At 46.2% G+C, this 13,980-nt stretch carries 9 protein-coding genes; all 9 read left to right on the top strand.

Annotated features, from left to right (window positions below):
* Position 1: 1 nt before the first annotated feature.
* The 9 genes from QUF86_RS10655 (at position 2) to QUF86_RS10695 (ending at position 13,964) form a co-directional block, all read left to right on the top strand.
* Positions 2 to 1,507, top strand: coding sequence for an amidohydrolase family protein (locus QUF86_RS10655; RefSeq protein ID WP_289334291.1), 1,506 nt, complete (start codon positions 2 to 4; stop codon positions 1,505 to 1,507).
* Between the two features lie 101 nt (positions 1,508 to 1,608).
* Entirely contained in the window at positions 1,609 to 3,174 is a 1,566-nt protein-coding gene (locus tag QUF86_RS10660) for a glutathione ABC transporter substrate-binding protein (RefSeq protein WP_289314944.1), read from the top strand.
* 500 nt (positions 3,175 to 3,674) lie between these two features.
* Positions 3,675 to 4,922, top strand: a complete 1,248-nt coding sequence (locus QUF86_RS10665; protein WP_289314945.1) for an amidohydrolase family protein — start codon at positions 3,675 to 3,677, stop codon at positions 4,920 to 4,922.
* 24 nt (positions 4,923 to 4,946) lie between these two features.
* The gene (locus tag QUF86_RS10670; RefSeq protein ID WP_289334292.1) at positions 4,947 to 6,221 is read left to right on the top strand and encodes an amidohydrolase; all 1,275 of its coding nucleotides are present in this window, start codon (positions 4,947 to 4,949) and stop codon (positions 6,219 to 6,221) included.
* Between the two features lie 5 nt (positions 6,222 to 6,226).
* A complete protein-coding gene (locus tag QUF86_RS10675; protein WP_289334293.1) occupies positions 6,227 to 7,474 on the top strand; it encodes an amidohydrolase in 1,248 nt (415 codons plus the stop codon).
* A 558-nt stretch (positions 7,475 to 8,032) separates the two neighbouring features.
* The gene (locus tag QUF86_RS10680; protein ID WP_289334294.1) at positions 8,033 to 9,328 is read left to right on the top strand and encodes a uracil/xanthine transporter; all 1,296 of its coding nucleotides are present in this window, start codon (positions 8,033 to 8,035) and stop codon (positions 9,326 to 9,328) included.
* 347 nt (positions 9,329 to 9,675) lie between these two features.
* Positions 9,676 to 9,939, top strand: coding sequence for a heterocycloanthracin/sonorensin family bacteriocin (locus tag QUF86_RS10685; protein ID WP_289334295.1), 264 nt, complete (start codon positions 9,676 to 9,678; stop codon positions 9,937 to 9,939).
* A gap of 141 nt (positions 9,940 to 10,080) precedes the next feature.
* Complete coding sequence (locus tag QUF86_RS10690; protein ID WP_289334296.1) at positions 10,081 to 12,024, top strand: putative thiazole-containing bacteriocin maturation protein; 1,944 nt, start codon at positions 10,081 to 10,083, stop codon at positions 12,022 to 12,024.
* The gene (locus tag QUF86_RS10695; protein WP_289334297.1) at positions 12,021 to 13,964 is read left to right on the top strand and encodes a TOMM precursor leader peptide-binding protein; all 1,944 of its coding nucleotides are present in this window, start codon (positions 12,021 to 12,023) and stop codon (positions 13,962 to 13,964) included. Before QUF86_RS10690 ends, QUF86_RS10695 begins: the two co-directional genes overlap by 4 nt.
* Positions 13,965 to 13,980: the final 16 nt, after the last annotated feature.

A 13,980-nucleotide genomic window follows, 5' to 3' on the forward strand; every position in this document is an offset into this window, starting at 1 on the left:
GATGAAAACCAAGCTTAAAGGAAGATATGTAATTGGGTATGACGGGTGCGATCATGTCATTTTGGAAAACGCAGAGATCGTTTATGAAAAAGACACGATTCTGTATGTCGGAAAAAATTATCCGGAAGAAGTGGACGAGGTAATGGATGCCGGTAACGCCATTATCAGTCCCGGGTTCATCGATTTAAATGCATTAGGGGACATTGACCATGATATTTTACATTTTGAAGCCGGTTCCAACAGACAGAAAAACCTTCTCTGGTCAGAGAATCATATACAAAGCGGACATCCAGAATTAATGACCGAGGAAGAAGAATCCTTTAAATCTTTATATGCTTATTCACAACTCATTCTTCATGGTGTAACGACGGCCATGCCCATCACTTCCGTTTTTTATAAAAGCTGGGCCGAAACCTATGAAGAATTGGCAGCTGCGGCAAAACATGCAGCTGAATTGGGGTTAAGGATTTACCTGGGCCCAAGTTTCCAATCAGGAATGAGAGTCGTCGAGCCTGACGGAAATATAAAACTGCATTGGGATGAAAAAGCCGGGGAAGCGGGATTGCGGAAAGCGGTGGAGTTTGTAGAAAAATTCGATGGAGCCCATGGAGGCATGGTCAGAGGGATGCTCGCTCCAGAACGTATAGAGTCTCAAACTGCAGAGCAATTAAAACAGATCAAATATTACAGTGAAAAATTGGATGTACCGATAAAGCTCCATGCTGCACAAGGAAGTTTTGAATTCAATACCATATGGGAAGCTTATCGTGTCACACCGATTAGATATTTGTACGACCTTGGCTTTTTGGGTCCAAGAACAGGAATCCCGCATGCCCACTTTGTTTCAGGATACAGTGGAGCGAAATATGGACAGGGTGATGACTTGGCGCTGCTAAGAGAAACGAATACAACAGTGATTCATTGCCCTCTGATTATCGGGAGGCATGGGGAGGCGTTGGAATCATTCGCTAAATATAAAAGGGCAGGGATAAATATCGCGCTTGGAACGGACACCTTCCCTCCGGATATGTTTCAGAACGTCAGGACAGGAAGCATGCTCTCACGGATGATGGAAAGAGAAGCGGAAGGCTCTGCATTTGCCGACTTCTTTCGGTCAGCCACTCTTGATGCGGCGGCTTTTCTTGGCAGGAATGATCTTGGCCGCATTGCAGCAGGGGCCAAGGCGGATATCATTGCGATTGATTTGGACAGTTATCATATGGGTGTAATCGATGATCCCATTCGAACCATGTTCGTAAGCGGATCAGGAAGGGACGTTAAATTATCCATCATAAATGGAAAAGTAGTCATGAAGGATCAAAAAATCCCCAATCTTGATTTAATGGAAATCAAATATAAGGGGCAAAAGTATTTCGATAAGATGAGAAGAGGATATATGGAAAGAGATTATCAGAAGCTTCCTGAGAAAGAATTGTTTAAGCCATCATTTAAGGTCGTCGAATCGATAAGCGATACAGAAGTGAAAACCATTTACGAAAACAAGTAAAGAAAATGAAAAACATAGTAAAGATTTTCAAAATAAATAGTCAGAATATTTCCTATAATTAGATAAATGCTCAATTAAATGAAATCGGGAGGTCGAAGTCCATGGGGTTAAAACGTGGAACAGGAAAGCTTTTTCTAGTCATGATCATGGTTATCATAATTACGGGCTGTTCTTCTAACAATGATGTAAGCAAGACGGCAAATGATCAAAGCAAAGCATCAAACGAAGGGGGTACATTGGTCATTGCCCGTTTGTCCGACGCTGAGAATTTGGATCAGCAGTTCATGTCCACGATTAACGCCGCTAGTGTCACTCACCATAAAATCTATGAAGGTCTTGTACAACGGGATGAGAATAGTGAGATACAGCCTATGCTAGCAGAAAAATGGAAGCAAATAAATGACACGACCTGGGAATTCAAGCTTAGGGAAGACGTAACGTTTCATGATGGCACGCCATTTAATGCAGATGCAGTAAAAAAGACGTTTGATCGACTATTGGATCCAAAGGTCGCTTCTCCTAGAGCGGTAGTATTCGATATGGTAAAAGAGGTGAAACCGATTGATGAATTTACCGTGCAATTCATTCTGAAGGAACCTTTTTCCCCGCTCCTTTCCATATTGGCGAATCACGAAGGCGGCATCATCAGTCCGAAAACAATTGAAAAGTTTGGCAAAAAGATCATCCAGGAACCGAATGGAACCGGTCCTTTCGTTTTTGATTCATGGTCCCCAGGGCAAGAAATCACATTGATGAAAAACAAAAGCTATTGGGGAGACAAGCCAAAATTGGACAAGGTCATCTTCAAGGTCGTCCCTGAAGATTCCACGAGGATATCGATGATTGAAACCGGTGAAGCGCAGATTGCTGAACCTCTTCCTGTAGCTGTCATGGACCAGGTGGAATCTTCACCGGCAATGGATGTTTACCGCAGTGAAGGGTATGGCACCGAATATTTAGGGTTCAATGTCAATAATGAACCGTTCAATGATGTCCGGGTCAGAAAAGCCATTGCCCATGCCATAGAAATGGATTCGATCATCAAGGGTGTCTTCAATAATGTGGGAGTAAAGGCGAACTCATTGATGGGCTCTAAAGTATTCGGGTACAACGAAGATCTGGAAGCCTATGAATACAATCTGAAAGAAGCAAAGAAACTGATGGCTGAAGCTGGATATTCAAAAGGTTTGGATGCGACCATCCTGACGATGGACAGTAAGGAAAGAGTGAACTTGGCTGAAGTCCTGCAATCCCAACTAAAAGGGATCGGAATTAATTTGAAGGTACAGGTCATGGAGTACGGTTCGTTCGTGGAACAAGTGAATAAAGGGCAATCGGAAATGTTCATCATCAGTTGGAGAAACGCGACCGGAGATGCTGATTATAATCAATATAATCTATTTCATACGGATTCACAGGGGGCGGCTGGAAATACATTCTTTTACAGCAATCCAAAGGTTGACAGTTTAATAGATGCTGCCAGAAAAGAAAAGGAAGAAGGGAAACGAAAAGAACTATACGCAGAGGCACAGGAAATCGAGATGGGTGACACCCCGTATATTCCTGTAAGGGTCATTGAAAATGTTGCTGCAGTCGCGACAGAAGTAAAAGGGTTTTCGATCAGCCCTTCAGGCTATCTGGATATAAATGACGTAACGATAAAATGATGGTCGAAAAAAATTCGTGAACGGTCGAATAAAGTGCTGGGTAGGTCGAATGCTGTGCGTGAACGGCCGAATAATTTGTGGTTTGTCGATAAACTGCGTCAACGGCCCAAGACAGTGCAGCGGGTCGAATAAAGTGCTTCGGTCTTTACGTTTTTTACTGTAATCCTCATTGGATTGAAGAGATTTGCGACACTCCTGCCGAATTACTGGCTAGCCGAGACCCCACAGGCGCTTGCGCCGAGGAGGCTTGGCAGGCAGTCGGCGGAAAGGGAGCGGATCTCTGAAATCAATTGAACTTTTTAAATAAAAAACTGCAGGCGAACTGAGTTTTCATAGAGTTGCCTCCAGTCTGAAAGGGTTCATCCATTTTAGGGTGAGCCTTTTTCTTACAATAAGTAAAAATAACATAAAAATGAGTAAAAATTCTGAAATTATTAATTGACCTTTAGAACTATAATGAAATGGATGCATGTTCAATCTGGAGTGGAAGGGTGAGTTTAATGTCACGATCGTATTGGTTGACGAATGTACGCTTGGAAAATGGTTTTACTTATAATGAAAATGAAACGGTTACCGGCACTGAAACCGGAAATTACCACATCAAGATTGAAAATGGAAAAATATCCTCGATTTTATTAGCGGAGGAATCGATAACAGATCAGGATCCACAGCATGATGTTCAAGGACTCCTGATGGTCCCTTCGTTTAAGGAAATGCATATTCACATTGATAAAACGTACTATGGCGGTCCGTGGAAGGCTTGCATGCCTGCCATAAATGGCGTGAAAACCCGGATAGAGGAAGAGCAGGCTTTACTTCCTGAGTTATTGCCCACCGCTAAAGCAAGAGCAGAAAAAATGCTGGATTTATTATTGGGCTTCGGATCTACCCATATACGCACCCATTGTAACATTGACCCCGTTATAGGTCTGAAAAATTTAGAGGCCACCATTCAAGCGCTCGAAGGATATAAGGATAAATTGACGTATGAAATCGTCGCATTCCCACAGCATGGACTATTACGCAGCAATTCCGCGGGACTAGTAAGGGAGGCCATGAAGAATGGGGCGAATCTGGTAGGAGGCGTGGATCCCGCCACCATTGATGAAAATATAGAACGCTCTCTTGAAACGATCATGGATATCGCGGTTGAATCGAATTCCGATATCGATGTCCATTTACATGATCCGGATCACCTTGGACTCTTTACCATGCAACGCCTCGCTTCGATGACGGAAGACGCAGGGTGGCAAGGAAGGGTAACGGTTAGCCACGCCAGCGGTTTGGCAGATCTTTCCGTTGCAGAGGCTACGGGTATAGCCGAAAGGTTTTCGGAAACAGGAATATCCATTACATCCACAGTGCCTATCTTCAGAACGATCCCCATTCCCCTGCTCCATGAAAAAGGGGTGAAAGTTGAACTGGGCAATGACAGCATCACTGATCATTGGACACCATTCGGCATCGGTGACAATCTGGAAAAGGCCGGTCGCCTTGCTGAGAGGTTTCGCATGATTGAGGAACGTTCTTTAGCTAAAAGCCTGCAGTTCATAACAGGAGGGAAGACCCCATTAAACCAAGACGGGGTCAAGGCATGGCCCAATGTCGGGGATGAGGCGAATATCGTTTTGCTTGAAGCAAGCTGTTCCGCGGAAGCGGTGGCCAGAAGGTCAAAGCGTGCCGCTGTCATTTTCAGGGGCAATGTTGTAAGCGGATCTATTTCATCTTTCGAGACGACAGGTGTTTAATCTTCTATTAAAGAGAGTGATTCAATGAATGAACCATACTGGCTTACAAACGTTACACTTGATAGTGGATTTGTTTTTGAGAATGAAAGAATCGATCGAACGAAGACAGCTTCATACAACATGTATATAAAAGACGGGATCATTGAGGAATTGCAATTGGTTTCAAGTATGCCTTTGAAAACGGAAACGCCCGTCCAAGATGCGGGAAACTTGCTTGCACTTCCGCCTTTTAAAGAGATGCATAACCATCTGGACAAGACCTATTTAGGACTGCCATGGAAATCATGCACTCCGGTTCCAAGTTTAATCGAACGCTTGAAATTAGAAGCGGAAGAGCTTGCCGAACTGGCTGAAACTGGGCAGCTCCGGGCTGAACGGATGCTTCAACTATTGTTGAAAGGCGGTGCGACGCATGTAAGGACGCATGTTAACATTGACCCATACATCGGTATGAAGAACTTGGAAGAAATTCAGAAGGCGTTAAGCAGTTTTAAAGGGAAAATGACATACGAGATCGTGGCTTTCCCGCAACATGGACTGCTAAGAACGAATTCAAAAGGGTTGATGAGACAAGCGATGAAAGAAGGGGCGTCTTTGGTGGGAGGCCTGGATCCTGGCGGAGTGGATAATAATATAGAAGCTTCCCTCTATGAAATGATGGATTTAGCTGTTGAATTTGATGCAGACATTGATATTCATATACATGATCCCGGTCATCTTGGTTTTTATACGATTAAGAAACTCGCTTCTTTAATCGATGAAGCAGGCTGGAAAAACAGAGCGGCTGTCAGTCATGCCTTTGCACTTGGGGATGTTTCCAGTGGGGAATCAAATGAATTGGCCAGTGAATTATCAAACCTGGGGATAGCCATAATGTCCACAGTTCCGATCAACCGGGTCATTCCCCCAATTGATGTACTGCATGAAAAAGGTGTCCGCGTTGCTCTCGGATGTGATGGCTTTTATGACTCCTGGTCCCCATTCGGTACAGGGGATATGCTGGAAAAGGCAGGTCGATTGGCAGAGAGGTACAACTGGAAGGACGAGTATGGATTGTCTCAATCGCTCCAATTCATTACGGGCGGGGTCAGGACACTGGACCATGAAGGAAATCGTTTATGGCCGAACGTGGGAAATGAAGCAAGTATGGTATTAGTGGATGCATCTTGTGCTGCCGAGGCAGTTGCCCGGAGATCCACGCGTTCTGCGGTCATGGTCAATGGGAATCTGGTTTACGGCGGACTCGACTGTGAATCCGCCTTGAATGTGAAGGGAATGTCTATTTCAAGAAGGGAATGAAGGGCATGAATACAATCTATTGGTTAAAGAATGTTCGTATGGAATGTGGTTACCGGAAAGAGAATGATAGAGTTACAGGAACAATAACCGGTCTATTCCATCTGTTGATGGAGGATGGAAGGATCACGAAAATCGTTAAAGATGGGGAGGCCATACCTAATGATCTGCCAGCGGAAGATGCAAAAGGATTGCTGGCGTTACCCTCCTTCATTGAAAAGCATGTCCATCTTGATAAGACACTGATGGGGGATGTATGGAGAGCATGCACGCCTTCTAAAAGTGTCATTGAACGCTTTGAAAATGAGAAGAGGGTGCTGCCTTCCATTGCAACAAGCACATGTAAACGGGCAGAGTCTTTACTGGAAATACTTTTAGCTTCTGGCTCTACACATGTACGGACCCATGTTGATATCTACCCGGAAGTGGGATTGCAGAACTTAGAACAAGTCCAACAGGCGCTTGCTGGCTATTCCAATAGACTCAGTTCAGAAATAGTCGCATTTGCGCAGCACGGATTGTTGCGGTCGGGGTCTGTCCAGCTTGTCAGGGAGGCATTGCGAAACGGAGCGGGAATCGTCGGGGCAGTCGACCCAGCCACAGTCGATAACAATATTGAAGCTTCGCTCGTGCAATTGATGGATTTGGCAGTGGAAGCGAACGCTGATGTGGACCTGCATTTACATGATCCCGGCCACTTGGGCACGTTCACCATGAAACGTTTGGCAGCCCTGACCAAGCAAGCAGGCTGGGAAGGCAGGGTAGCATTAAGCCATGCGTTTGGCATAGGGGACGTATCCAGGGAAGAAGCCTTTGAGCTGGCTGACATCCTTAGGGATGCGGGGATTTCCATCGTCACAAGTGTCCCTATTAACAGACAGATGCCCCCTGTTGGTTTATTACATGAAAGAGGGGTTGAAGTATCAGTAGGGAATGATAATATCTTTGATGTATGGTCACCTCTAGGGAATGGTGACATCCTAGAGAGAGCCGGCAGGCTGGCAGAACGCTTCAAATGGATTGATGAAGTCTCCCTCTCCCAAACACTAGGGTATATAACTGGCGGAAAAACCCCATTAGACGAAAAGGGTAACCAGGTATGGCCGAAAGTGGGGGATGCCGCAAGCCTGGTGTTAATTGACGCCAGCTGTTCTGCAGAAGCAGTTGCCAGGCGTTCTGAACGTAAAGCGGTCATTTACAAGGGTAACTTGGTTTCCGGTTCACTATATAAACAAAAGCAGTCAATAGACTTGTAGGGCTAACCCAAGGATCTCTGGATACTTCCGGATTTCCTTTTTCTTTTGGGGATTGAAAGTCTCGGAATGCAGGTAGTCTGCCATGTTCGCTCCCGTGTACTTTTACTTACTGTGATTTTTTTTGCTATATTGGTTAAGGACTTGCTTCCCATGTCATTATTTTTTTGCCCAATATGCTTTAAACAGGATAAAATGGACTACGATTCCAAAAGGGCTGGTTAACAATGATCTCTTCTATCAAACTAAAGGGTTTGGCTTCCGCTTGTCCATTTGCCTTGTAATCGAGTCCAGCCAACAAATTAGCAAGAAGCCGCGGCCTTTGTTACTATTAATGGTAAACGCTGTCATTTTGCATGGAATCTGCATCTTTATTTTGGCATGATGATGGCAGCAGAACCGCAAAGCGTAAGAGGACTTTGATCCCCAGATTGCCATGTGTTCAAGAAATGGCAATCTGGGGACCGCGTCCATTAGCATGGTGTTGTCCTATGAAGGGCGATTAAACCATGTATTCACCATGAGCTTAAAAAAGTATCATGTTCAAAGGAGATGGAATCTATGAAAAGTTGGAGATCTTCCGTGACTCTATTTTCTTCTTTTCAATGGTTGTTTTTTATTTTTGCAAATACGGTAGTGGTGCCCATATCGATTGGCGCAGCTTTTGATCTTCCTCCCAATGTTACGGAAATGACCATGAGAAGCTCACTCATTTTCACCGGGATCGCTTGCGTGATTCAGGGTTGGAAGGGGCATAAGTATCCCATTATGGAAGGGCACTCCGGTCTATTGTGGGGAGTGATGCTGAATTTAGGGTTATCTGCACCATCCATAGGGCTCGGTTATGCTGAAATAGGAGGGGGAATAGCTACTGGTCTCATTGCAGCCGGTGTCGTGACCCTCATTATATCTGGCTTCAACCTGATTTCTTATGTCCAGAAGATTTTTACTCCCATGGTCATGACCGTTTACTTATTCCTTCTGACGTTCCAGCTCATTTTTGTCTTTTTTAAGGGGATGCTGGGGATTACGGAGGATGGGGAAATTAACATCCCGGTCAGTTTCCTATCATTGGGGATTGTCTTTTTAGTAAGTATATTAAAAATAAAAGGACCAAGGACCATAAGCAATTTCTCCATTTTGATCGGAATTGTTGTGGGATGGATTTTTTACTCGCTGCTATTTCCAGAGGACGGGGGAGAAATGGGATCGACGGGTGCCTCTTTTTCCTTGTTCCCATTAGGCACTCCAAACCTGGAATTCGGGATAATAGCGATTTCTTTTTTTGCAGGCTTACTGAATTTGTGTAACACGTTCGCTTCCATTCAAGCCGCATCCGAGTTAATGGGGGATGACGCTGACCACAAGCAGTATCGAAATTCTTTATTCATGACTGGCGGATTTACCATTTTCGCTCCGGTGCTTGGCCTTGTGCCGTATACACCTTTCACTTCATCCATCGGATTTTTGCAAAGCACGCAAATCTATGAGCGGAGGCCCTTCTTATTCGGAGGCATGTTGTTGACCATGATTGGTCTCATTCCTCCGTTTATCTCTTTCCTGGCCAGCATGCCAATAACAGTCGGGAACGCTGTATTGTTCGTCGCTTACCTTCAACTGTTTGGAACGGCTTTCAACAGCGTCAAGGGTCAGCATTTCACTTCAGACACGATATTCAGGCTTGCCGTACCAGTATTGATCGGAGTGAGTTTGATGAATATCCTGCCCAATGCATTTGCGGGTGTTCCCACGCTTTTACAGCCCTTTTTGACGAATGGGCTCATAATGGGTGTATTGATATCAATCGTGCTGGAAAAATCGGTAAACTGGAATCGCTATGAACAACTGCAGAACTAAGGTGTCTTTTCATGCATATCCTGATGACCGATTGATATGGCTATACATAAATGATCCTCCATTGAAGTGTCTTGTAAGGACCTAATTTAAGAGGTGAGCATGAAAACCGGAAGGATATTATCCTTCCGGTTTTCTGCTTTTTCATTTGGTTTTTAATGGTGATCAGGCATTCGACGTGAACGGGATTTAGTAAAAATAGGCTTTTTCATCAGTGGCAATACCCACTCCCCTTACATATTTTGTTGGAGGGATACTTGATGTGGTGTTAATTCCCTGACCATTTCGTCCCGGTTTTTTTTATCTATTCCAGGCACTACCTTATAAATAATATACGGAGGTTTAATAAAATGTATGAATTTCAAAATCAATTGCAAAACCTGAATGTTGATGATTTCCAGGTAACCCAGCCAGTTCCTTGGGAACAAAACCAGTACAATTTGGATGATTCGTCTCGACAATTCATTGGTGTGGGTGGTTGTTTTGGTTGTTTTGGCTGTTTCTTGTGCTTTGGTTGCTTTGGTTGCGGCGGTCGTTGCGGTCGTTGTGGTGGATGCGGACGCTGCGGACGCTGCGGAGGGTGCGGCGGTCGTTGCGGACGTTGCGCTGGTTAAGGTTTCAGGTCTAATAAAGAAAAGTCCCTGCGGTGCAGCAGGGACTTTTCTTTATTAGACATAAGGGACAAATTGTCGTACATAGGATTAAAGTGAAGTGCTGAAGCAGAACGTAGAATGCTTTGGGTTAGGAGGAGCGGAATGGTGAATTTGACCCCTTCTATGCGTTTGAAAGTGAAAAGGGATACGTTTTTTCTACCAGAACCAAACAGAGGTGTTTATTTCAGGAATAACATAAGTTCGTTCCGAATGGAGGGCAGCACGATCGTCCAATGGATTGAAAAGTTATTGCCGATGTTCAACGGGGACCATACATTAAGCGATTTGACGGATGGATTGCCTGGCCCGTATCGGAACCGTGTCATGGAAATTGCCGAGGTTTTGTACGCGAATGGGTTCGTTCGGGATGTAAGTCAGGACAGTCCCCATCAATTAGGGGATCAGGTTCTTGAAAGGTATGCTTCGCAAATCGAGTTCCTCGACAGCTACGGCGATTCCGGGGCATACCGTTTTCAAGCTTATCGAAAGGGAAGGGCTCTGGCAATAGGCTCTGGCCCACTGTTCCTTTCAATGGTGTCCGCGCTGATCGAATCCGGACTGCCCACATTCCATATCCTGATTACGGACACGGTACCGACCAATAGAGAAAGGTTGAAGGAAATCGTTGCACATGCTCGTAAGTCGGACGAAGAGGCAGCGATAGAGGAGGTCGTGCTTGACAAGGGAGCGGGGATTGAATGGCAGGAGATCGTGCGGCCTTTCGAATCGATATTATATGTGTCACAGGAGGGCGATATTAAGGAATTAAGAGAACTTCATTCGGTTTGCAGGCAAGGGAAAAAGGTCCTGTTTCCTGCATTGATCATCAATCAAATAGGCATGGCTGGCCCGCTTGTCCATCCGGATTCCAAAGGATGCTGGGAGTCAGCGTGGCACCGTTTACATCAAACTGTGCTGGAAAAGGATCAGGCTTCGACTTCTTTTTCCTCCACAGCCGGAGCGATGTTAGCCAATATAATGGTTTTCGAGTGGTTCAAAGAGGCCACAGGTGTCACAACTGCAGAACAAGCCAATCAATTCTATCTGTTGGATATGGAAACATTGGAGGGAAAGTGGCATCCATTCATTCCCCATCCGGGGGTGACGGGAAAAGGGGCTGCTAAATGGATTGAAGATTTTGATCAGCGGCTTGAACAGAAATCGGGCCGGGGTGAGCCGGGGAAAGTGTTCATGCATTTCAGCCGGTTGACATCGGCGGAATCCGGAATCTTTCATACTTGGGGAGAGGGCGATTTAAAACAGCTGCCGTTGGCTCAATGCCGCGTTCAGGTTGTGGATCCGTTGTCGTCAGGTCCAGCCGGACTTCTGCCTGATATTATCCGTTCAGATCTGACGCATGAGGAAGCGCGGAGGGAAAGCGGTCTGGCAGGGGTTGAAGCATATGCATCCCGGACACTCAGCCAGCTCGTTCAGACTCTTCCTCCGATTGAGGGAGCAAGCGGAATTAAGGAATCCATCGGTGTCGGAGCAGGTGAAACATTTGCTGAATGTATTTGCCGTGGGCTGCAAAGCAGTTTGGATACAGAGTTTGGAAATAAGGAGTTCAACCAGGAGAAACTTGTGTCGATGCAGTTGGCCGATGTGGATGATGAACGCTGCCGGTATTATCTACAAGCGCTGACCCGGCTGCAAGGAGATCCAATCATCGCGTTGGGTGAGGAAGTGTCCGGTTTCCCAGTTGTTTGGGCAGGAACGAGCGACGGCTGGTCTGGCGCTGTCGGTTTGAATGTAACGATCGCATTACGGAACGCGCTGCAAAAGGCAATCATGAAAGTTCAGAACCAGACCGTTTGCCTCACAGCTCCAGATCTAGTGGCATCGTCTATTCTTAAGGAAAAAAAGGTGAATCTTGTGATTCCTTCGTGCGAGGTAACAGGGAACTCCGAGGTAGTACAGACCGCCATTCAAGTCCTGAAGAAGAATAAGAAGCGGATCTTCGTTTTCGAATTAGAACTAGAACCATTCTTTAAGGAAGAACTGGCAGGTGTGTTTGGGGTATTTTTGCGAGAGGAGGAATCAGGGTGAAAACTGACGTATTGGTTGTCGGGGAAGGAGTGTTGGCCGACCATGTTCATGGGGACCTGTCCGGCCAATATCAGGTCAATCGCCAAACCGATTTCGAGGCAGGAATACCGCAAACGACGGCTTTGGTCCTTGTGCTGCAAGATGCTTGGAATCCCACTGTCCATCAAAAGGCGGAAGAGGTGATAAGAACAGCTGGCATTCCATGGCTGCGGGGGTTCGTATCATTTGGAGAGGGAGTGGTAGGTCCGCTGGTGCGCCCGGGTATTACAGGGTGCTCACAGTGTGCAGACCAAAGACATTTTATGGCCGGGCGTGATCGTAAAGAAATGTGGGGAATCCGCAAACAGCTGCAAGAAAATGGGGGGATACAGCGTGATGTGGCGGCATCACGCACAGGCCTTTTGCAGATGGCTCACCTGATTGGTGCAGAGGTAAGGAAGGTGATGAAAGGAGAACACGCCCGTTCGGAAAGGCGTGTATCATTAATCAATCTGAAAACGCTGAACGGCTCGTGGCACTCTTTTTTACCTGATCCCTTGTGTCCTGTTTGCAGCCAATTACCTGATGACTCGAAGGATCGTGCAAGGATTGCGTTACAGCCAAGTCCGAAAATAAGTCCCGACAGTTACCGGACCCGTTCAATGGAGGATCTGAAAGAAGTTCTGGCCAAGGATTACTTGGATCACCGCACAGGATTCTTGAATAATAAAATGATAGACCTTGTGCCGCCATTTGCCGATGTAAGTGTTAATTTGCCTTTATTCATAGGAGATGAGGGGGCGGCAGGCCGGACTCTCTCATACGCCGTCAGTGAGATGACTGCCATATTGGAGGGATTGGAAAGGTATTGCGGAATGGAGCCCCGCGGCAAACGGACAGTCATACATGACAGCTACAATAACCTGAAAGATCATGCGCTCGATCCCATCAAGATAGGGGTGCACTCGAAGGAACATTATGCACAGCGGGATTTCCCGTTTCAACCGTTTGATCCTGACCGCTCGATAGATTGGGTGTGGGGCCATTCATTTTTGCAAGAGCGGCCGATTTTGGTCCCGGAATTGCTTTCCTATTACAGCTTGGGCTGCGGAGATGGATTCGTCTATGAAACTTCCAATGGCTGTGCATTAGGGGGAAGTTTGGAGGAGGCCATTTTCTACGGCATCATGGAAGTGGTGGAACGTGATTCGTTTCTGCTGACCTGGTACGCGCAGTTGCCCCTCGCACGTCTTGACCCCTATTCTGCAAATGACAAAGAACTGGAATTGATGATTGACAGGGCAAGGGCGGCAGCGGGATATGATATCCATTTGTTTAATGCGACCATGGAACACGGTATACCAAGCGTATGGGCGTTGGCAAAAAACAGGAAACAAAAAGGATTGAATCTCATATGTGCGGCAGGGGCTCATCTGGACCCGATCCGGGCGGTGAAAAGCGCGGTCTTCGAGTTGGCAGGCATGATGCTGACCCTTGACGATAAATTGGAAGAGAACCAGGAGGAGATTGAGAAAATGCTGCATGATTCCTCAATGGTACGGAAAATGGATGATCATGGCATGCTGTACGGTTTACCGCAGGCCGAGGAGCGACTGCAGTTTCTGCTGGATGATGACAGGCCGATGCGAACATTCGATGAAGAATTCGGGAAAAAGGTGAATCATTCGGACTTGACCGAAGATCTGCAGGATATCCTTCAGGAGTTCCGCCGATTGAAACTCGAGGTGATCGTGGTGGATCAGACGACACCGGAGATCGAACGGAATGGATTACATTGCGTGAAAGTGCTGATCCCGGGGATGCTGCCGATGACATTCGGCCATCATCTTACCCGCATAACGGGGCTTGAGAGGATACTGAGGGTTCCGATGGAACTTGGATATGCAAAACGGCCGCTTGAATTCGAACAGATCAATCCGCATCCGCATCCTTTTCCATAAGCGGTGACTTAGGAGG

The organism is Peribacillus sp. NJ11, assembly GCF_030348405.1.
Taxonomy (GTDB): domain Bacteria; phylum Bacillota; class Bacilli; order Bacillales; family DSM-1321; genus Peribacillus.